Annotated in this window: 16 protein-coding genes; 6 read left to right on the top strand and 10 right to left on the bottom strand. The window is 72.0% G+C overall.

Features of this window, described 5'->3' with window-relative positions:
• Positions 1-236: 236 nt before the first annotated feature.
• On the bottom strand, positions 237-974 hold the full coding sequence (locus AB0C28_RS29775; protein WP_358079095.1) for a hypothetical protein: 738 nt from the start codon (positions 972-974) through the stop codon (positions 237-239).
• Positions 961-1,476, bottom strand: a complete 516-nt coding sequence (locus AB0C28_RS29770) for a SigE family RNA polymerase sigma factor (RefSeq protein WP_357836083.1) — start codon at positions 1,474-1,476, stop codon at positions 961-963. The genes AB0C28_RS29775 and AB0C28_RS29770 overlap by 14 nt, the downstream gene beginning before the upstream one ends.
• A 140-nt stretch (positions 1,477-1,616) precedes the next feature.
• Between AB0C28_RS29770 and AB0C28_RS29765 the strand changes: the two genes are divergently transcribed.
• Positions 1,617-2,525, top strand: a complete 909-nt coding sequence (locus AB0C28_RS29765) for a hypothetical protein (RefSeq protein ID WP_358079092.1) — start codon at positions 1,617-1,619, stop codon at positions 2,523-2,525.
• Positions 2,526-2,577: 52 nt separating this feature from the next.
• Here the strand turns inward: AB0C28_RS29765 and AB0C28_RS29760 are convergent, their stop codons facing one another.
• Positions 2,578-3,309, bottom strand: coding sequence for an SDR family NAD(P)-dependent oxidoreductase (locus tag AB0C28_RS29760; protein ID WP_357836077.1), 732 nt, complete (start codon positions 3,307-3,309; stop codon positions 2,578-2,580).
• 122 nt (positions 3,310-3,431) lie between these two features.
• Here AB0C28_RS29760 and AB0C28_RS29755 point away from each other — a divergent pair, with 122 nt between their 5' ends.
• Positions 3,432-4,037, top strand: coding sequence for a helix-turn-helix domain-containing protein (locus tag AB0C28_RS29755; RefSeq protein WP_358079088.1), 606 nt, complete (start codon positions 3,432-3,434; stop codon positions 4,035-4,037).
• 38 nt (positions 4,038-4,075) lie between these two features.
• Here AB0C28_RS29755 and AB0C28_RS29750 read toward each other — a convergent pair whose 3' ends face one another.
• On the bottom strand, positions 4,076-5,194 hold the full coding sequence (locus AB0C28_RS29750; RefSeq protein WP_358079085.1) for an NBR1-Ig-like domain-containing protein: 1,119 nt from the start codon (positions 5,192-5,194) through the stop codon (positions 4,076-4,078).
• A gap of 311 nt (positions 5,195-5,505) precedes the next feature.
• Between AB0C28_RS29750 and AB0C28_RS29745 the strand changes: the two genes are divergently transcribed.
• Positions 5,506-6,486, top strand: a complete 981-nt coding sequence (locus AB0C28_RS29745; protein ID WP_357836068.1) for a hypothetical protein — start codon at positions 5,506-5,508, stop codon at positions 6,484-6,486.
• Positions 6,487-6,579: 93 nt separating this feature from the next.
• On the opposite strand, the gene AB0C28_RS29740 is transcribed toward AB0C28_RS29745, so the two are convergent.
• The 4 genes from AB0C28_RS29740 to AB0C28_RS29725 form a co-directional block, all read right to left on the bottom strand.
• Positions 6,580-6,891, bottom strand: a complete 312-nt coding sequence (locus AB0C28_RS29740) for an EthD family reductase (protein ID WP_357836065.1) — start codon at positions 6,889-6,891, stop codon at positions 6,580-6,582.
• 111 nt (positions 6,892-7,002) lie between these two features.
• Positions 7,003-8,451: an SLC13 family permease gene (locus tag AB0C28_RS29735; RefSeq protein WP_358079082.1), complete on the bottom strand. Its 1,449-nt coding sequence runs from the start codon at positions 8,449-8,451 to the stop codon at positions 7,003-7,005.
• Between the two features lie 27 nt (positions 8,452-8,478).
• Positions 8,479-11,337: an FAD-linked oxidase C-terminal domain-containing protein gene (locus AB0C28_RS29730; RefSeq protein WP_358079079.1), complete on the bottom strand. Its 2,859-nt coding sequence runs from the start codon at positions 11,335-11,337 to the stop codon at positions 8,479-8,481.
• Positions 11,334-12,473 carry an aminotransferase class V-fold PLP-dependent enzyme gene (locus AB0C28_RS29725; protein ID WP_357836057.1) on the bottom strand — a complete coding sequence of 380 codons (1,140 nt, stop codon included), beginning with the start codon at positions 12,471-12,473 and terminating at the stop codon, positions 11,334-11,336. Before AB0C28_RS29725 ends, AB0C28_RS29730 begins: the two co-directional genes overlap by 4 nt.
• A 97-nt stretch (positions 12,474-12,570) precedes the next feature.
• Between AB0C28_RS29725 and AB0C28_RS29720 the strand changes: the two genes are divergently transcribed.
• Positions 12,571-13,278 (top strand): IclR family transcriptional regulator, encoded by a 708-nt coding sequence (locus AB0C28_RS29720; RefSeq protein WP_358079076.1) that lies wholly within the window; start codon positions 12,571-12,573, stop codon positions 13,276-13,278.
• On the opposite strand, the gene AB0C28_RS29715 is transcribed toward AB0C28_RS29720, so the two are convergent.
• Positions 13,270-13,896, bottom strand: a complete 627-nt coding sequence (locus tag AB0C28_RS29715; protein ID WP_358079073.1) for a hypothetical protein — start codon at positions 13,894-13,896, stop codon at positions 13,270-13,272. The two genes, AB0C28_RS29720 and AB0C28_RS29715, sit on opposite strands and share 9 nt — an antisense overlap.
• Positions 13,897-14,146: 250 nt before the next feature.
• Here AB0C28_RS29715 and AB0C28_RS29710 point away from each other — a divergent pair, with 250 nt between their 5' ends.
• On the top strand, positions 14,147-15,478 hold the full coding sequence (locus AB0C28_RS29710; protein ID WP_357836048.1) for an MFS transporter: 1,332 nt from the start codon (positions 14,147-14,149) through the stop codon (positions 15,476-15,478).
• A gap of 64 nt (positions 15,479-15,542) precedes the next feature.
• Here the strand turns inward: AB0C28_RS29710 and AB0C28_RS29705 are convergent, their stop codons facing one another.
• The gene (locus tag AB0C28_RS29705) at positions 15,543-16,424 is read right to left on the bottom strand and encodes an alpha/beta hydrolase (protein ID WP_358079070.1); all 882 of its coding nucleotides are present in this window, start codon (positions 16,422-16,424) and stop codon (positions 15,543-15,545) included.
• Between the two features lie 264 nt (positions 16,425-16,688).
• Between AB0C28_RS29705 and AB0C28_RS29700 the strand changes: the two genes are divergently transcribed.
• Positions 16,689-20,162: a BTAD domain-containing putative transcriptional regulator gene (locus tag AB0C28_RS29700; protein WP_358079067.1), complete on the top strand. Its 3,474-nt coding sequence runs from the start codon at positions 16,689-16,691 to the stop codon at positions 20,160-20,162.
• The last annotated feature ends 265 nt before the right edge of the window (positions 20,163-20,427 follow it).

The raw sequence follows: 20,427 nt of genomic DNA, 5'->3' as shown, positions 1-20,427 counted from the left end.
CCCACCGCCTGGCCAGCGTCCGCTACGCCGACCGCATCTACGTCCTCGACCACGGCCACATCACCGAACAAGGCGACCACGACACCCTCATGACCTACAACGGCCTCTACGCCGAGCTCTACACCCTCCAAGCCGACGCCTACCGCTGACCCCCGCCGCCATGAGGGGCGGCCACCGTTCAGGCCGGTGGCCGCACGCGGCGGCCCTCGTGCTCAACAACGTGCTCAACAACGCGCTCACAACGTGGAGGTGAGCCCTTGCCCGATCCGCAGCAACTCGGCGTTGACCGCCTCGGCGCCGGAGTACTCCGCGGCGTACACCGGGCTGAAGCCGATCTCGGCCCACTGGCTGTCGCTCGTCCGCAGGAACAGGGTGGGGGTGCCCTTCATGCCGTCCTCGCCGACGTGCTGCACGACCAGATAGCCGCTCCGGCCGCCGACGGTCACCGCCTTGCCGTCCGCTTCGTCGCGGTACGCGGTGATCCGCTGCTCGACCTCCTGGACGGCGCTCCCCTCGTACACCATGATCACGAGCCGGTAGGAGCCCTTCTCGTCGCCCCGGTAGGCGTAGGTGACCTGGTAAGTGTCGCCCCAGTCCGCCGACCGGCCCGACCACTCCAGCCCGTCGGGCAGGTATCCCACCTTCATCCGCCCGAACTCCCTGCCGTCGCCCAGGTCCCCGAGGCTCGGCGGGGCCGACGGCATGGGCGGGGTGTCGTCGATGGCGGGCGGTTCCGGTGCCGTGGCGAACGTGCTCCGCTCACCGGCCGTGGGAGTCGTACCGATGGTGAAAAAGGCGACGGCGGGGGTGACGACCACGCACGCGGCCACGGACGCGGCCACCGCCGCGATCCTGACCCTGCGCCTCCTCTCCCTGGTGGAGCGCACCACCCGGCCCGCCAGGTCAGGCGCGGCGTGCAGTCCCGCCGTCCCCTCCGCCATGAGCCGGCGGATCTCCTCCTCAAGCGTGGGCATCGGTGATCGCTCCTTCCAGTGTTTCCCGGCCGAGCGCCGAACGGAGCTTGGCCATGGCCTTCGACGCCTGACTCTTGACCGTGCCGACCGAGCATCCGAGCACCTCGGCGGTCTGCGTCTCGGTGAGGTCCTCCCAGTACCGCAGGACGATCACCGCACGCTGGCGGGGCGGCAGCGCGCGCAGCGCACCCATGAGCACCTGGAACAGGTCGGGGTCGCCCGCCCGGATCGCCGTCTCCGGCGGGCTGTGCATGGGGATGATGGTGAGGATGGCCCGGCGGCGGGCGCGGTTGATGGCGGCGTTGACGATGACGCGCCGCACGTAGGCATCCGGATTGTCGTAGCGGGCCACCCGATCCCATTTGCGGTAGGTACGCTCCAGCGCCGTCTGCAGCAGATCCTCGGCCTCCGTCGCGTCACCACAGGCGAGGTAGGCGACCCGTAACAAGCTCGTGGCACGCGCGGCCACGAAAGCGCCGAAGTCATGTTCCAGGTCACTCACGGTTCTCCGTCCGATCTCACGCCTCCTAACACACTTCGTCCCTCGTGACGGTTGCCCGCTCGTGCGAACATTTCGCGGGCAACCGTTCGCACGGCTCAGCTGTGTGCATGGTTGTGACTTCGAATCGATGGAGCGAACCGATGACGTCCACGACCACGCCGACCCGGCGGCTGATCACTCTGAGTGTCGCCCTGGCCGCGGGCGCCGCCGTCCTCGGCACGCCGCCGGCCGTCGCGGCCACGCCTCCTGAGGGGGCCTACTGGCACACCAGAACGCTGATGACGGAAACCCATCCTGGGCGATTCGGCACCAGAGCGCACCCCTATTCGCTGGTCGAGCGGTTCGTCGGCGTACGGTGGAACGCCCCCGACGGCAGGGCCTGGTTCGGTGGCCGGCTCCTGGGGGTGCGGCCCAAGACCGCGGCGGACCGGAAGGCGTGGCAGCGCGACGGCTCCCCCTCCACGTGGAGCGAAACGCTCGACGGCAAGACGGTGAAGCTGTCCACCCGGCCCGGCAGGGGCTCACTGACCGCGGCGCCGAAGGGCCGTGACCAGTTCGAGTTCGCCGGGCAGCGGCTGACCTACGACGAGATCCAGCGCCTGCCCGCCGACCCGGCCCGGCTGAAGGCGTGGCTCATGAAGGCGGGCCGGGTCGGCCGGGAGATGGACCTGGCCGCCTGGGTCGAGGAGACCCTGCCGATGCTCCTGCACGACATTCCCGCGCCGAAGCAGGTCCGTGCCGCGGCCTACCAGGCCCTGCTGTCCCTGCCGGGCGCCCGCGTCCACGGCGAGGCCAAGGACGAACTGGGCAGATCCGGTGCCGCCCTCGTGATCGACAGGCCGGGCGGGAAGGCGAAGCGGGCGCCGTCGACCAGGGTGCGGATGATCGTCGACACCGGCAGGATGGTGCTGCTGGCACAGGACCAGCTGGGCACGTCCGGCGGCAAGGCGTCCGCGGAGTGGTCGTACCGGAAGACGCTGATCGAGGTCGGCTGGACCGACGCGCCGCCTGCCGCGCCGGCCCTGTCTGACACACCGTCCCTGCCCTGACACGTCGGCTGGTCCAAGCGGTGGGCGGGACGGCTTGGGCGTGGCGGCCGCGTCAGGCGGCCGCGGCGGCTTCCAGGCTGAAGGCGCGCGGCGGGCCGGTGAGGGTCGCCTTCGCCTCGGCGCCGATCCGGTCGAGGATCTCGATCTCCCCGGCCTCCAGCCCGTCCAGGGCGAGCCGGACGAGGTCGGCCGGGTCCAGCAGCGTGCCTTCGGGGAATTCGACTCCGGCGTTCGCGGCGAAGTCCCGCAACGTCTCCGTGGCGATGAGCCCGGGGACGAGGGCGGCGACGTGCGTTCCCTGGCCGGCCAGTTCCACCCGGACCCCGTTGGTCAGGCCCCACTGCGCCGACTTGGCGGCGGCGTAGGACGTGTTGCCGTCGACGGTGGTCCAGGCCACGGCCGACAGGACGTTGAGGATGGCGCCGCCGCCGTTGCGGGCCAGCACGGGAGCGAACGCCCGGATCATGGCGAGGGTGCCGTAGTAGTTCGAGTCCATCGTCAGCCGGATGGCGTCGAGGTCGCCTGTCACGAGGTTCCCGCCGGCGGTGAACGCGGCGTTGTTGATCAGGAGGTCGACGTCGGTGGCGACGGCGGCGGCCGCCTCGACGGATTCCTGGTCGGTGATGTCCAGGCGCAGCACCTCGGCGCCGGGGACGTCCACGAGTTCGGGACGGCGGGCGGTGGCGTAGACCTTCGCCCCGCGCCGCAGTAGCTCGACGGCGAAGTGGTGGCCGATGCCGCGGTTCGTGCCGGTGACGAGTGCGGTGGCGCCGTGCAGTTCCATCGGTGACTCTCCTGAGATCGGACCCGCTGACCCCAGTGGTCGTAAAATGACCGCTGGGTCAAGTTGACTTCGTGAACCTATCCACAACATGACCTCTCGGTCAACTTGCTAGAATCTCGCCTGTGACTAGGCCTGATCGCCGCCCCCTGCGCGCGGACGCGGCACGTAACCGCGAGCTCCTCCTGGCCGCGGCCGCGGACGAGTTCGCGGAGCGGGGCATAGACGCCTCGATGGCCGACATCGCCCGCCGGGCGGGTGTGGCGAAGGGCACCGTCTTCGCCCACTTCGCCACGAAGGAGGAGTTGATCGCCGCGATCGTCGGCGATCACTTCGCCGCGCTCACCGCCGTCGCCCGGCGACTGCTCGACTCGGCCGATCCCGGGGCGGCGCTGCTGGAGTTCCTGACCGTGGCCGCGGGCGGGCAACGGCAACATGACCTGGCGTTCCTGCAGACGGTCGCCGAGGGCGACTCCGAGGTGAGCGAACTCCGCAACGAGTTCCACGCGAGCATCGGATCGCTGGTCGACCGCGCCCGCGACGCGGGCGCCGTCCGGGCCGACATCACCGGGACCGATGTGCTGCTGCTCATCTGCGCGCCGGTGCACGCGATCGGGTTCCTGGCGAATCCGGAGCCGGACCTGTGGCGGCGCTACCTCGCCATCATCTTCGACGGATTGCGCCCCGAGGGCGCCAACCCCCTGCCCCGACCGGCGCCGAGCTGGCCCTGACCGGCGCATGCGGCCGCGGTGGCCATGGAATGTGAGGGTCAGGCCACGGTGACGTCGAGGAAGATCGGCCGCTTGCCCGCGAGCAGCGGAGTGCTGTCCTCGTCGGTCATCTTCCAGTAGATCTTGCAGCGGCCGGGGGAGTCGGCGGCGCGCACGCGTACGGTGATGTCGACCGACTCGCCCGGGGCGACCGGCCCGATCCCGACCCGTTTGGGCGCCTTGCACGGGGTGTCGTTCATGCGGGTCAGGTAGCGGCCGTGCCACGGGACATTGCCCGCGTTGCGGATGCGCCAGGTCTTGTCGAAGGACTCGCCCGCCTGGACGACGGTGCCGTCGGGGTAGGTCACGTCCTTCTCGAACTTCGAGTCGTCGAACGGCGTGAGGGACTGGGGGGCGGACGGGCTCGGGCTGGTCGCGGTGCCGGGCCCGGTCCTGGCGTCGCCCGTGATGAGCGGCAGCACCCATCCGATGAGGATCGCCGCCACGCCCACCACGCCGGTGACGGCCGCCAGCACGGTCAGCCGCTTGCCCGACGCGGGACGACCGGGGGAGGCGGGTGCGGGCCGAGGACCGTCGGCGGGCGACGATTCGTGATCGGACCCAGACGCCCGGTCGTCCGCCGACGGGGGCAGGTGGCCGGCGGGCGGAGATTGCGGCTCCCCGGACGAGAGTTCCCGGTCCGTGAACGGAGGCCGGTGCTCGGATGCCAGGGGGGTGTGCTCCCGCGCGGGCGCGCCGGTGGACGGCGGCGGCCCGTGGACGGGATGGTCAGGTGCGGCGCTTCCGCTTTGCCCGGCGAGGAGGTCGTCCCGGTAGCCGAGGTTGGCGGCCTGTTCCCAGTGGGTCCGCCACTCGCGTCTGACCTCCTCCGGGTCGCCGCCCAGCCGGTCGACCGCCAGGACCCGGACGAACTCCCAGGTGGTCTCCCAGCTCGGCAGCGCGCTGCCCCGGGCCGCCGCCGCCAGGGACGACTTCGAGGCCGCCGCCCCGAGGCGGGAGGCCATGTCGGCGAAGGACGGGTCGCCGGCCCGTTCCTTGAGCTCCCAGAGACGATGGGCGAACAGCGCGACGGGGCCGGACTCGGGATCCGGCCGGATGGGCTTGCGCCCGCGCCGGGTTCCCGTACTGTCGTCCCGCGATTCGGGCGACTCCGTCATCACACCCCTGCTTCGATCGACCGCCCCGCTACGGCTTCCATCGCATCACATCAAGAGCAACGGAGGCTACCAAACGGCGGGTCAGAGTGTGCGACTGCCCTGCGCCGGCCCTGGGGTGACTCTGTGGTGACTCTGCGACGGCGGAAACGAGGGCGGGAGCGACGGTGGAAACGAGGGCGGAAACGGCGGTGGAAGTGGCGGCCGTCATTTCCGCGAGAAAATCGCCCCATTGCCGCTTCAACGGGCGGCGGGCGGTGCCGGACGGTGATGAACGCTTGACGGGAAGCGTCCGGCCGGTTAAACGACAAGCTATGACGACGGTAACGACGCGGCTCCGCAACGCAATGTCCAACCTCGACCTCGGCATCGTGCTGCTCGTGGCCGCCGCCGTCAGCATCCTCGATCTGCTGGAGGTGTTCGAGGACGGTCAGTCCGACAAGCTGATCCTGCCGGTCCTGGCGCTGCTCGCGTACGTGTGGATCAGGGACAGGAACCGGCAGGCCCGGGTCGCCGAGCAGATCGCCGCGGTGACGCGGGCGACCGACGGCATGTGGAAACTGCTGTCCAGCGGCGATTCCGTCAAGTCGCTGAACGGGGCGGCCATCACCCGGTTACTGGCCGAGGCGCGTAAGGACAGCGATCTGTGGCTGTTCAAGGGTGGCACCGGAACCTACATCCGGGGGGTCACCCTGCCGGAATGCGTGGAGCGCGCGAAATCCACGCGGCGGCGGATGCGGTTTCTGCTCGAATTGCTCGACCCGACGAATGAGACGTTGTGCGCGGCGTACACGCAGCTGCACCAGAGTTTGTCGTCCGACGGGGCCGAGGAGAAGGGCTGGACGCCGCTCGACACCCGGAAGGACGTCTATTCCACCATTCTGGCGGCCTGCTGGTACCAGCAGCGCAACAGCCGGCTGCTGGACCTGAAGATCGGGCTCGCCGACACCTTCTCGCTGTTCCGCTGCGACCTCACCTCGACCCACCTCGTGATCACCCAGCGCGGCCCCGAGTTCCCCGGGCTGGCGATCCCGCGCGACAGCGACCACTACCACCCGTGGAACGTCGAACTGGAGAACAGCCTCGACCAGACCCGGCTGCTGGAGCTGGGCCGGGCGCCGCGGCTCAGCGCCCAGCCCACGGTGGCGGAGACGCGGGAGCTGTTCGTGGCGCTGGGCATCGCGCTGGCGGAGGAGTTCTCGGACTCCGACGTGAAGGCGATCGCCCGCGGCGCGCTCAGCCGCGTCGACCCCTACAAGGGGCGGGTGCCGATACCCGCCCCCTCGATCAACTGAGTTCGCGGGGCCGCCGGTCTCCCGGCCCGCGTCAGACCATCGCCCCCGCGGGCCGGGGGGAACCCCGGGTGAACCCGGGTGAGCATCGTGGCGTCAGACCACCACGCCGGCGGGGCCCGTGAGCATCGTGGCGCCCGCCCCGGCGAAGTTCGCCAGGTCGGCGACGGCCGCCTTGCCCTCCTCTCCGGCCATGGCCGCGCCGAACGCCGCCTCGTCGTCGAAGGTCAGCACCGCGACCAGGTGGTAGGCGGGCGGCTGGTCGCCCGCCGCGGCGGGACGCGTGACCGTGTACGAGCGCAGCCCCGGCAGCCGGGCCGCCAGCGGGGCGTGCGTCTCGTCGTAGTGCTTGTCGAAGGCTTCGGCGCTCTCGGGGTGGTTGTAGAGAACGATGAGCTGAAATGCCACGGTCTGCCTCCACGATCGGGTTGTGCCTACGATGAAACCTCCCCCGGAGCCCACGCGATAGGCCCTTCTCCCGGAGCCTGGGCCTGCCCACCTCCCGGGCGAACCCGCGAGTCAGCCCAGCCAGCCGGGCGCGACCAGCACGGCCCAGGCGGCCACCGGGCCGACCAGGACGACCACGGCGCCGTAGGCCAGGAGCTTGCGGTAGAAGTCGTCCCTCTCCATGCCCCTGACGTTGGCCACCAGCAGCGCCCCCGTGGTCGAGAACGGGCTGACGTCCACGATGGCCGACGACACCGACAGCGCCGCGATCATCGCGATCGGCCCCAGGCTGCCCTGCGACAGTAGCGGCACGGCCAGCGGCACCAGCGCGCCGAGGATGCCCACGGTCGAGGCGAAGGCCGACACGACGCCGCCGACGTAGCAGATGAGCAGCGCGACCAGCAGCGGGATGCCGATCGCGGCCACCGCCGAGCCGACGTAGTCCACGGTGCCGATCTCCTGCAGCACGCCCACGTACGTGACGACGCCGCAGATCAGCAGCACGGTCGGCCAGGCCACCCGCTCGACGGCGCCCTTGTTCGTCTTGGGGGAGGTGAGCGAGAGGATGACGGCGACGGTGACGGCGGTCAGGCCGACGTCCAGCTTGAACGCCAGCACGGCCACGCAGAGGCCGACGATGCCGGTCAGCGTGAGCGCCTGGTGCGGGGTGAGCCGCAGCCCGCCGCCGGTCGCGGTGTCCTGGGTCGTGGCGGTGCCCACCCCGCCACCGCCGGAGGTGCTTTCCGAGCCGGCTACGGACGAAGTGCTCCCGGACGGGGCAGGCCCGGACGAAGCAGGCCCGGACGAAGCAGGCCCGGACGAAGCAGGCCCGGACGAAGCAGGCCCGGACGAAGCAGGCCCGGACGGAGCGGCCGGGGCGGGGGTGGTGCCGGGCAGGGATTCGAGGGAGCCGCGCCGCAGCAGGTCCCGGCCGCCGAAGACGAAGAAGACGATCGCCGCGGCCGCGGTGTTGAAGGCGAAGCTGGACAGGAACAGCACCAGGTTGTTCCCGGGCAGGTTCGCCTCGTCGGTGACGCCGTTCACGATCCCGCCGAGCACACTGATCGGCGAGAACGCCCCCGCCTGCGTCCCGTGCGCGACCATGAGCCCGATCAGCATCGGATGGATCCGGTAGTCGGCCGCGAACCCGAACGCGATCGGCGCCAGGATCGCCGCCACGGCGGGCGCCGGCGCCCCCACGGCCGTGAGCAGCGCGGAGATGACGAAGACGACGGGCGGGATGGCCGCCAGCCGCCCCCGTACGAGATGCACCGCGGCCCGTACGAGCCAGTCCACGGTGCCGTTGTTGGTGGCGATGGCGAACAGGAGCGTCACCCCGACGAGGATCACGAAGAGGCTGCCGGGGAAGGCGTCGAGGATCTGGTCGGTCTCCATGCCGGCGGCCAGCGTGCCGACCAGGAAGGCGCCGACGAGGGCCAGTGCTCCCAGGTTCACGGGGAAGAGGGTGGCCACGACGAACATGACGATGAGGGCGAGAATGGACAGGAGCTCTGCGGACACTGCGTACTCCGATCTCCCCCGAACGTGTTATGGCAGCCCGGCCGCCCGATGGATCAGCTCGACCGGGTGAACAGCGGTGCGGGACGCGCCGTGAGCGATCTGCTGGCGGCACGAGACCCCCGTGGCCGCGAGCAGGGTGTCGGGTGAGGACGCGGCGATCGCCGGAAAGAGCCGGAGACCGCCGATCTTCATGGACAGGTCGTAGTGCTCGGCCTCGAAGCCGAACGATCCGGCCATTCCGCAGCAGCCGGCGTCGATCTCCGTCACCTCCGCTCCCGGGATCCTGGACAGCAGCGCGTGCGTGGCGGTGGTGCCGGTGACGGCCTTCTCGTGGCAGTGGCCGTGCAGCAGGATCCGGCGATCCTTGAGCGCGTCCCCGAGCACGAGCGAGCCGTCGTCGATGGCCTCCACCAGCAGTTCGGGGACGAGCCTGGCCCTGGCCGCGACCGCGGCCACCCGGGGGTCGCCGGGGAGCAGGGCGGCGTACTCGTCCTTGAGGGTGAGCAGGCAGGACGGTTCGAGGCCGACGACGGGGGCGTCGGAGCCGGCCAGGCGGCCGACCAGGTCGGCGGCCATCGTCCGTGCCTGGTCGAGCAGGCCCTTGGAGATGCTGGAGCGCCCACAGCAGCCCCTGGACTCCAGGCGCACCCGGTAGCCCGCGCGTTCCAGCAGCTCGACGGCGGCGCGGCCGACGGCGGGCTCGGTGAAGGTGGTGAAGGAGTCGGCCAGCAGGATGACCTCGCGCGTTCCCGCCAGCTCGGGGCGGCGGTCGGAAAGGCGGTCGGGGTGGCGTTCGGGGCGGCGGGCGAACCAGCGCAGCAGGTTGTCACGCCGGAATCGGGGCAGCGGGCGCGGGCTCAGCCGGAGCGGGCCGCGTACGGTGCCGGCCAGCCAGTTCGACAGCGGCGCGGTGGCCGAGCCGAGCCGGTTGAGCGTCCTGATCGCGCCGAAGGCCCGCGAGCGCAGCGGCACGCCGTGCTCCTGCTGGTACTGGTGCAGGAACTCGCTCTTCATCGCGGCCATGTCCACCCCGAGCGGGCACTCCGACTGGCACGCCTTGCACTCCAGGCAGAGGTCGAGGATGCCGTGCAGCCGCTCGCCGCCCAGCTCCCGCTTCGGATCGGGCGACGAGAGCGCCTTGACCAGGGCGTTGGCGCGGCCGCGGGTGGAGTGCTCCTCTTCGCGGGTGGCCATGTACGACGGGCACATGACGCCGGTGTCGTCCTTGCGGCACACGCCGATGTTCATGCACCGGTCGGCCGCCGCGTGCATGCCTCCCGGGCCGAAGGACAGCGTGGTGGCCAGGGGCTTCGGCTCGGGCCTGGCGGGGTCGCGCAGGTGGTCGGTCATCGGCGGCGCGTCCACGATCTTGCCGGGATTGAGCCGGCCGTGCGGGTCGAAGATCTGCTTGACCTGCCGCATCGCCTCGTAGATCGGGTCGCCGAACAGCCGCCGGTTGAACTCGGAGCGGGCCAGCCCGTCGCCGTGCTCGCTGGAGTTGACGCCGCCGTGCCTGGCGGCCAGCTCGGCGACCTCCTCGGCCACCGCCCGCATCGTCTCGACCCCGCCGGGCGCGCGCAGGTCCACGAACGGCCGGATGTGCAGGCAGCCGACCGAGCAGTGACCGTAGAAGCCGGCGCTCAGCCCGTGCCGGTCGAGGATCCGGGCGAACTCCTCCACGTACGGCACCAGCCGCTCGGGCGGCACGGCCGTGTCCTCCACGAACGCGAGCGGCCTGCGGCTGCCCACACTGGAGGCCATCAGCAGGCCGAGCCCCGCCTTACGCACCTTGAGCACCGCCGACTGCTCCCGCGCGGTGACGGCCTTGAGCGTGTGGTAGCCGTGGCCGTTCGCCTTCCAGGTGGCGGCGAGCTTGCCGACCCGGTCGGCCACCTCGGCCGGCCCGTCGCCGAAGAACTCCACGAACAGCAGCGCCTGCGGCTCGCCCTCCAGGATGTCGCCCAGGCCCGCGTAGTCCACCCGCTGCCTGGACAGGTCGAGGATGGCCTTGTCCAGCAGCTCGACCGAGGCGGCGCCGAAGGACAGGGCGTCGGCGGTGGCGGCGATGGCGGCCGGGGTCGAGGTGAAGTGGCCGACCGCGATGGCCTTGGCCCTGGGCAGCTCCACCAGGTCCACGGTGGCCTCGGTGACCACGGCCAGGGTGCCTTCCGAGCCGACCATCAGCCTGGTCAGGTCGCCGCCGGCGGCGGCGTCGAGGCGGTAGCCGCCCGAGTGCCGCCAGAAACGCGGGAAGCCCGACAGGTCGAGCCCGTCCAGCACCTCGGCGACCGCGGCGGTCAGCCGGGCGTCGGTGGCCAGGTCGGGGGTGGTGGCGTCGGCGAGCACGACCCGCAGCTCACGCACGTGGTCGATGGTGGAGCCGTACAGGACGGAGTGGCTGCCGGCGGAGTTGTTGCCGATCATCCCGCCGATCGTGGCCCGGTTGCTGGTGGAGGTGTCGGGGCCGAACATCAGCCCGTGCTTGCGGGCGGCCCGGTTGAGCTGGTCCTGGACGACGCCGGGCTGCACCCGGGCGGTGCGGCCGTCGATCTCCAGGATGCGGTTCATGTGCCGGGAGAAGTCCACGATCACGGCCGCGCCCACGGTCTGCCCGGCCAGGCTGGTGCCCGCCCCGCGCGGCAGAATGGGCACGCCCAGCTCGCCGCAGGCCGCGACCAGGGCCTGCACGTCGTCGGCGTGGCGGGGGAAGGCGACGGCCAGCGGCTCGATGGCGTACATGCTGGCGTCGGAGGAGTAGAGATGCCTGGTGTAGGGGTCGTCCCTGACGTCGCCGGACAGGATCGGGGCCAGCTCGCGGGCCAGGCTGCCGGCCGGGCGCGCCGGGTCCGCCGAACGCCCCAGCCCTGCCGGACGCCCCAGGCTCATCGGCCGCCCTCCAGGTGAGCCAGCGCCGCCCTGACGCCGCCCTCCTTGATCGGCACTCCCGCCTCGCGCAGCCCCATCTCGACCCCGCTCAGCGTGCCGGCCAGCATGAGGTCGTTGAAGTGGCCGAGATGCCCGATCCTGAAGACGCGCCCGGCCAGCCGGCCGAGGCCCGTCCCGAGCGACATGTCGTAGCGCTCCAGGATCAGCCGCCTGACCGCGTCGGCGTCGTGGCCGTCGGGCATCAGTACGGCGGTCAGCGAGCTGGAGTGTTCGCGCTCGTCGGCGCAGAGCACCTCCAGCCCCCAGCCGCGCACGGCCAGCCTGGTCGCCTCGGCGTGCCGGTCGTGCCGGGCGAACACCGCCGCCAGGCCCTCCTCCTCCAGCATGACGAGCGCCTCGCGCAGCCCGTACAGGAGATTGGTGGGCGGCGTGTACGGGAAGAAGCCCTGCCGGTTGGACGCGATGATCGGATCCCAGTCCCAGTACGAGCGCGGCAGCCGGCCCCGGCGCGCCAGCGCCTTCTCGCTGACCGCGTTGAAGCCGATCCCCGGCGGCAGCATCAGCCCCTTCTGCGAGCAGCCGACGGTCACGTCCACGCCCCACTCGTCGTGGCGGTAGTCCATCGAGCCCAGCGACGAGATCGTGTCCACCAGCAGCAGCGCGTCGTGACCGGCCCGGTCGAGGGCGTCGCGGATCTCGGGGACGCGGCTGCGTACTCCGGTCGAGGTCTCGTTGTGCACCACCATCACGGCGGCCACGTCGGGGGTGAGGCGCTCGGCCAGCGCGGCGGGGTCGGCGCCGTGACGCCAGTCGCCCGGCACCAGGTCCACGACCAGGCCCAGCCGGGCGGCCATCTCGCACCACAGTGAGGAGAAGTGCCCGGTCTCGAACGCCAGCACCTTCTCACCCGGCGACAGCGTGTTGACCAGCGCCGCCTCCCAGGCGCCCGTACCGGAGGAGGGATAGACCACGACGGGGCCGCTCGTCGCGAACACGCCCTTCAGCCGCTCCAGCAGCTCGTTCGCCAGGAGGGCGAAGGCGGGCCCCCGATGGTCGATGGTGGGCTGGGCGATGGCGCGCAGCACCCGGTCGGGAACGTTCGTCGGCCCGGGGATCTGCAGGAAGTGCCGGCCCACTGGTTTTCCACCTTCCGTGCCATCACACGGCACAGTGTGCCGCCGTGCGGTTCATTAACATTAAAATCAGCCCGTAGAGGAGTCAATGATGCAGAACGTGATCAACGCCCTCCGGGTGCTCGAAGAGGTCGCCGCGCGCCAGCCGATCGGGGTTGGCGAGCTGGCCAGAGGGCTCGGCCTGCCCAAGAGCACGGTGCAGCGCTCGCTGAAGACGCTCAACGAGGCCGGCTGGATCAGGCCCGCGGGCGGCGAGGTCACGCGCTGGCAGGTCACCAGCAAGGCGCTGCAGATCGCGCGTACGACCGAGCTGGGGCTGCGCGACGCGGCCATGCCGGTCATGGAGGAGCTGCGCCAGCGTACCGGCGAGACGATCCACCTCATGGTGCCCGAGGGCGACGCGGTCGTGCTGATCGAACGGCTGGAGACCGACAAGCCGCTGCGCATCGTGCTGCCGCTCGGCATCAGGCTGCCCCTGCACGCCTCGGCCAACGGCAAGGCCGTCCTGGCCCACCTGCACCGCCCGGCCGGCGCGTTGCTCGGCTACACCGGCACCACGATCACCGACCCCGACGCGCTGCGGGCCGAGCTGGACGCGGTGCTCGCGCGGGGCTACGCCGACAACCGGGGCGAGTGGCGCTCCGACATCGCCGCCGTCGCCTCCGCCGTGCTCGGCCCCGACGGGCCGGTCGCCAGCCTCAGCGTCTCCACCCCGGCCAGCCGCATGCCGGAGGCGCTGCGCGCCGAATACGGCAAACTCGTCACCCAGGCGGCCAGAACGCTGACCGACTCACTCGGCTTACGGTGAGGGCGGGGCGGTGGCCGGGGTCGTCGGGGACGGCTGGGCCGGCGGGGCGGCCGGCAGATCGGCGAAGTGACCGGTCCGGGTCTTGACCGGCACCATCATCCGCACCGGCTCGGCCTCCCTGAACGTGAACGTCATCGGCACCGTCCCCGCCCGCACGCCGCTGACCGTGCCGAGCGGCTGGTTGCCGGTCCCGACCGCCTGGTTCGGCGGCAGCGCGAGCGGCCCGGCGAGCTGCACCGAGCCGCCTCCCTCGACCGTGATCCGTTCGAGCTGGTCGGGCTGCCCGGCCTCGTTGATCAGCACCCCGAACAGGGCCTCCGGTGGCGCGGACGCGTCCTGACCGGCGCCGCGCAGCAGGAAGACGTTACGCAGGCGCAGGCTGTCGCCCACGTCGGCGTTGGCCCCGTCGTTCTGCGGAATCCGGTTGGCGTCGTCCAGCTCCGCCTTCGCGCAGCCGGTGGCCGCCAGGGCCACGACGAGCAGAGCGGAGACGACGGGACGCGGGAGGGGACGCGGGAGGGGACGCGGGACCGGACGCGGGACCGGGCGCGGGACGGGACGCGAGACGGGACGCGAGACGGGACGCGGGCTGGAACACGGGATGGAACGCGGACGCATCGCTAGGTCCTCCTCAAGCGGCAGAGCCCTCCCGCTACCCCCGGACACCCCCTGCAACCAGGCACGACCCGCATCGCCCGCGAGCGCACGCGTACCGCCGATCCCGTCGCGATCCCGTCGCGATCCGGTCGCGAATGCGTCGCGCGCGGGCGCGCGCGTGGCGCCGATTCGCGATCACTTCGCCTCGTGACCGTCGGTGATCCTTGATGTACCGTCACCGTTAACGCGCGACCTACCCCAGGAGCGGTAGATGGTTGACCAGCAAGGACTCGACGCGACAGGTCAGCAGAACAGACGGCAACTGGTCCGGGCGGTGATCGCCTCCGCCGTGGGGACCTCGATCGAATGGTACGACTTCTTCCTCTACGGCTTCGCCGCCAGCACCATCTTCGCGGAGCTGTTCTTCCCCACAAGCGACCCCACGACGGGCCTGCTGCTCGCCCTCGGCACCTATTTCGGCGGCTTCGCCGCCCGGCCCATCGGCGCGGCGATCTTCGGCCACTACGGCGACCGCATCGGCCGCAAGGCCACCCTCATCATCACCCTCCTGAGCATGGGCATCGCCACCGCCCTTGTGGGCCTGGTGCCCACGTACGAGCAGATCGGCATCTGGGGCGGCATCCTGCTCACCGTCCTGCGCCTGCTCCAGGGCATCAGCGTCGGCGGCGAGTGGGGCGGCTCGGTGCTGCTCGCCACCGAATGGGGCAAGTCGCGCGGCGGCAAGCGCGGCTTCCTCGGCAGCTGGCCGCAGTTCGGCGTGCCCGTCGGGCTCGTGCTCGGCTACCTGGCGCTGCAGGTGTTCCAGCCGATCGACCCCTACTGGGGCTGGCGCATCCCGTTCCTGCTCAGCATCCTGATGGCGGCCGTCGGCCTCTACATCAGGCTCGGCATCCTGGAGACGCCCGTCTTCGCCAAGCTCGTCGCCGAGAAGAAGGTCGAGCGGGTGCCCGTGCGGCAGGTGCTGGCCAAGAACTGGCGCGAGATCGTGCTCAGCGCGCTGCTGCGCACCGGTCAGCAGGCGCCGTTCTACATCTTCACCGTCTTCATCCTCACGTACGCCACCAAGACGCTGGGCTTCGAGGCCAGCGACGTCTACACGTACGTCATCGTGGCCGGCCTCGTCTCCCTGGTCACGGTGCCGTTCTGGGGCTACATCTCCGACCTGGTGGGCCGCAGGCGGCTCTACATCATCGGCGCCGCGCTCATGGTGGTGTGGTCGTTCATCTACTGGCCGCTGCTCGACACCCGTGTCCCGTCGCTGGTCTTCCTGGCCATCGTGCTGGCCGCGCCCATCCACGACATCCAGTACGGGCCGCAGGCCACGTTCATCGCCGAGAGTTTCACCGGGCGGCTGCGCTACAGCGGCGCCTCGCTCGGCTACCAGCTCGCCTCGCTCACGGCCGGCGGGCCCGCGCCGCTGATCGCGGTCTGGCTGTACGCGACGTACCAGAGTTCGTTCGCCATCGCGGTCTACATGGCGATCTGCTCGGTGATCAGCATTGTGGCGGCGTTCGCGCTGAAGGATCGTTCGCAGCAGGACTATGCCGTCGAATACGACGAGGTGAAGCCCACGACCGGCTAGCGGTGCGGCCTGCGCGCGACCGCTTCCGGCCGCGCGCAGGCCTTCAGCTCCAACAATCGGACATTCACCGTGCGAGCAGGCTCCGCAGGGCGGCGATCACCTCGGCCGGGGCCTCCTCGGCCATGAAGTGACCGCAGCCGACCGTACGGTGCTCCAGGTCGGACGCCCAGGCCCGCCACCGTTCGGCGGCGTCGAACCCGAGCGCCGACCCCCAGTCCTGCTGCAGCACCGTCACCGGCATGCCCAGCCTCCTGCCCGCCCGCCGGTCCTCCTCGTCGTGCTCGACGTCGATGGTCGCCGTGGCCCGGTAGTCGGCCACGATCGACGGCACCGCCTCCCGGGACGCCTTCAGGTACGCCGCGCGCACGTCCGCCGGGATCGCGTCCGGGTCCTTGACCCACAGGTCGAGGAAGTACCCGAAGAACGCGTCCGCCTCGGCGGCGATCATCCTCTCGGGCAGGCCCGGGGGTTGCGCCATCAGATACAGGTGGAAGCCGACCGCCGCCGCCCGGCCGTGCATGACGTCCCAGGTGTCCAGGGTGGGCAGGACGTCCAGCGAGGCCAGGTGGGTGACGGCGCCGGGGTGGTCGAGCCCGGCCCTGATGGCGACCAGCGCGCCTCGGTCGTGCCCGGCCAGCGCGAACCGGTCGTATCCGAGCGCCTTGGCCAGGGCGACGACGTCGGCGGCCATGGTGCGCTTGGAGTAAGTGGCCCCGTCCACGTCGGCCGGCGGCTTGTCGCTGTCGCCGTACCCGCGCAGGTCGGGACAGATGACGGTGTGGTCGGCGGCCAGGTCCGCGGCGACGTGCCGCCACATGAGGTGCGTCTGCGGGAAGCCGTGCAGCAGCACGACCGGGCTGCCCGACCCGCCGACCGCGACGTTGAGCGCCACATCGTCGGCCACGGTGACGCGTTTCCCGGAGAACCCCGGAATGGTGAGTGACATGTCGGCTCTCCTCGCCGTCGCGAATTCGTCTCGGTACTCGCCCCACCCTGCCCGCCCCCACTCAGCAACCAGTCAGCACGAGATCAGCCCGATCCCCCTCGCCTCGGTCTCGACTGATCCCCGCCCGTGCACCGGTGGGCCGTCGTGCGACTCGGCTCGTGCGAGCGCCCGTTCTCGGCCGGTTGCGACCAGTCTCGACGGCTGCCATGCAGTCGGCCGGTGCGTGGTTAGTCGGCTTCAGCTGGGCGGATAGGTTGGACGGCGATGGTGACATTCGGGGTGCTGGGCCCGTTGACGGCCGGCGACGACCGGGGCCCGATCCGGCTCAAGGGGCCGCGGCATCGATCCGTCCTGGCGCGGCTGCTGGTGGCCAGGGGGCGGGTGGTGCCGGTGTCGTGGCTGATCGACGATCTCTGGGACGTTCCACCCGCGGGCGCGCTCGGAGCCCTGCAGACCTTCGTCGCCGACCTGCGCAAGGCGCTCGAACCCGACCGCCCGCCCCGCGCCCCCTCCCGCCTCCTGATCACCTCACCTCCCGGCTACGCACTACGCACCGACCCCTCCGATGTGGACGCCCTGCGCTTCGAATCCCTGCTCGCACAGGCCGCCGAGCTGCACGCCGAGCAGGCCCGCGAGTCGCTCGACGTCGCGCTCGGGCTGTGGCGGGGGCCCGCGTACGCGGAGTTCGCCGACCAGGGCTGGGCCGCCGGCGAGGCCGCTCGGCTGTCCGAGCTGCGCCTTCTGGCCGTGGAACGCCGCGCCTCTGCGGCACTGAACTCGGGCCGGGCGGCCGAGGCGATCCCCGACCTTGAGGCCCACGTGACCGGCCATCCGTTGCGCGAGGACGGCTGGCGGCTGCTGGCGTTGGCGCTGTATCGGACGGGCCGGCAAGGGGATGCGCTGGGGACGTTGCGGCGGGCCAGGAAGGTGCTCCGCGAGGAACTCGGCGTGGACCCGGGGGAGGACCTGCGCCACCTCGAAGCCGACATCCTCGCCCAGTCCCCCCACCTCACGGCCGGTCCGCCCGACCACCACCCGCGCTCGAACAGTGCGCTGGGCTCCGGCGGCCGCCCGTTCGCGGAGCCGGGTGGGGTGGAGTCTCCCGGAGGTCCGTTCGCGGAGGAGGTCGTGGAGCCGGGGCGCGGTGGGCGGCCGTTCGTGGGGCGGGTTGCGGAGCTGGGGGAGTTGGAGCGGGCTGCGGCAGGTGTGGTGGCGGGGCGCTCGGGGCTGGTGCTGGTCTCCGGGGCGGCGGGCGCCGGCAAGACCGCGCTGGTACGGACGCTCGCCCGGCGGCTTGAGGGCGGCGGCTGGCACACGGCGTGGGGCGCCAGCCCCGAACTCCCGGGCGCGCCCGCCGCCTGGCCATGGGCTCAGATCCACGCTGACCTGACCGCCACGACCGCCCCGACGGACACCGCCCCCACCGCTGCTGCGGGAACGGAAGGGGATCCGCAGGCTGCTCGGTTCAGGCGGCATCGGGCGATCGTCTCCTCCCTCGCCGCCTTCGCCGCCGACCGCCCGCTGCTCCTCGTCCTCGACGACCTGCACTGGGCGGACGAGGAGACCCTGGCCCTGCTCACCATGCTGGCCGCCGACCTCGGCCCCGCTCCGGTGCTCGTCGTGGGCACGTACCGGGCGACCGAGATCTCACCTGGGCTGGCCGAGACGCTGGGACGGGTCGCGCGGGCCGAACCCGTGCGGATCTACCTGGGCGGCCTCACCGAGGGGCAGGTAGCCGAGCTGGTCAGGGCCGTCGCCAGCCGTGAGATGAGCGACGGCGACGCCCGCACGATCCACGCGCGCAGCGGCGGGAACCCGTTCTTCGTCCGGGAGCTCACCAAGGTGTGGGAGAGCGAGGGCGAGCAGGCTCTGCACGCGGTCCCGGCCGGGGTGCGCGACGTCATCCGGCACCGCCTGGCCGCGCTGCCGGACGTCACCCGCACGCATCTGCGTCAGGCCGCCGTGCTCGGTGAGGAGGTCGACCTCGACGTGCTGATCCCGCTGACGGGGGCCGACGAGGATCGGGTGCTGGACTCGGTGGAGTCCGCCCTGCTCGCGGGCTTCCTGGTCGAGCGGGACGCCGACCGGTCGCGGTTCGCGCACGCCCTGGTGCGCGAGGCGCTGTACGAGGACGTCCCGCACGCCCGCCGCGCCCGCTGGCACGCCGCGGCCGCCGGGATCGTCGAACGCCTGCGTCCCGGCGACGTGGAGACCATCGTCCACCACTGCCTGCGCGCCCAGGGCCGGGCCGGCGCCGCCCGTACGGCCCGCTACGCCCGTGCGGCGGCCGAGCGCGCCGAACGCAGGTCGGCCCCGCACGAGGCGGCCCGCCTGTGGCGCGAGACGCTGGCAGCTCTGGAGCAGGTCCCACTGGTTCGGGGCGTTCGTGGTGGTGACGCGCAGGCCGTTCCAGGCGGTCGTGGTGGTGACGCGCGGATGGTTCAGGGCGGTCGTGGCGGTGATGCCTGGACGGACGATGGTGTCGGGGGCGGGGGTGTGTCGGAGCGGCTGGTGGCCGTGATGGGGCTGGGGCGGGCGCTGGCGGTGAGCGGGGAACTGCAGGAGTCGCGGCGTTACCGGGCCGAGGCGGTCGGGGCGGCGGAGGCGATCGGGGATCCGGTGCTGACCGCGAAGGTCATCGGGTCGTTCGACGTGCCCGCCATCTGGACCGCCAACGACGACCCGGCCCTGTCCGCGCGGCTCGTCGACGCCGCCGAGCGCACGCTGGCCGCCCTGCCTCCCGGGCACGAGAGCGAGCGGGCCCGGCTGCTCGTCACCATCGCGATGGAACGGCGCGCCGACCCCGGGCAGCGCGGAGTGCGGGCGGCGCGCGAGGCCGAGGAGATCGCTCGGAGGTCGGACGATCGCACCCTGCTCGCCTACGCGCTGAACGGCCGCTACATGCAGAGCTTCCACCGGGCGGGGCTCGCGCCTGAGCGCGCCGCGATCGGCTCCGCGCTGCTCCGGCTGTCCGCCGGTGACGACGGGATGGTGCCGTTCGAGGTGCTGGGGCGGCTGGTCCTGCTCCAGGCCAGTACCGCGCTCGCCGACCTGGAGGCGGCCGATCGGCACGCTGAGGCCGCCGACCGGCTCGCCGAGCGTCATGACCTGCCGCTGGTGGGGGTCTTCACCACCTGGTACGCCGCCCTCCGCCTCGCCGTGGAAGGGCGTACGGACGAGGCACGCACCGCCTACCGCACGGCCGCCGCCCGCCTCGGCGGCACCGGCATGCCCGGCGTGGAGGACGGCATCCTGCCGCTCGCCCTCCTCTGCCTGGAAGTGGCGGACGGGGTGCGGTTCTGGCCGGGGGAGGGGCCGGCCGGGGCGGGGTTCCGGAGGGGTGAAGGGCCGGCCGGGGTGGTGGAGCTGGCCGGGGCCGATTGGGGGCCGTACGAGAGGTGGGCCAGGCCGTTGATCCTGCTCGCCCAGGGGCGTCGCGAGGAGGCGTCCGAGGCTGCCCGCGCGGTGCCCGACTCGCCGTCCGACCTGCTGCTGGAGGCGCGGACCTGCCTGCACGCCGTGGCCGTGCTGGCCACCGCCGAGCGGCCGCTCGACCCCGACGGGCGCCTCCTGCTCGAACGGCTCCGCGAACGACTGCTGCCGGCCGAAGGGGAGCTGGCCGGCGCGGGCAGCGGGCTGGTCACCCTGGGCCCCGTGGCCCTGTACCTCGGCCACCTGGCCGCGGCTCTCGGCCGGCCAGACGAGGCCGCCGGACATTTCCGGAAGGCGACTTCCTAGCTCCCATAGCCTGAGCGGCCCCCACGGGCTGGGCTCCATCCGCGACCGGATCCCGTCCGTGGTCTGGCGGCTTCCCCGGTCGCCTCGCCCCCGCAACCGGACGGCTCCCGAGGCCGCATCGCCTCCGTGGCCGGATCGTTCCCGTGAGTGAGGACGGCGCGTCCCGCGGTTCCGAAAGTTTCGGGCAAGTTTACGTTGATCGCGCGCCCCGACCCTCCGTGAGCTGCGGTTGGGCTGAAACGAACCAACCTGTAACACAGCAGGT

It is taken from the genome of Nonomuraea sp. NPDC048892 (assembly GCF_040649735.1).
In the GTDB taxonomy this organism is placed as follows: Bacteria; Actinomycetota; Actinomycetes; order Streptosporangiales; family Streptosporangiaceae; genus Nonomuraea; species Nonomuraea maheshkhaliensis.
This window is presented reverse-complemented; position numbering and strand designations above follow the sequence as displayed.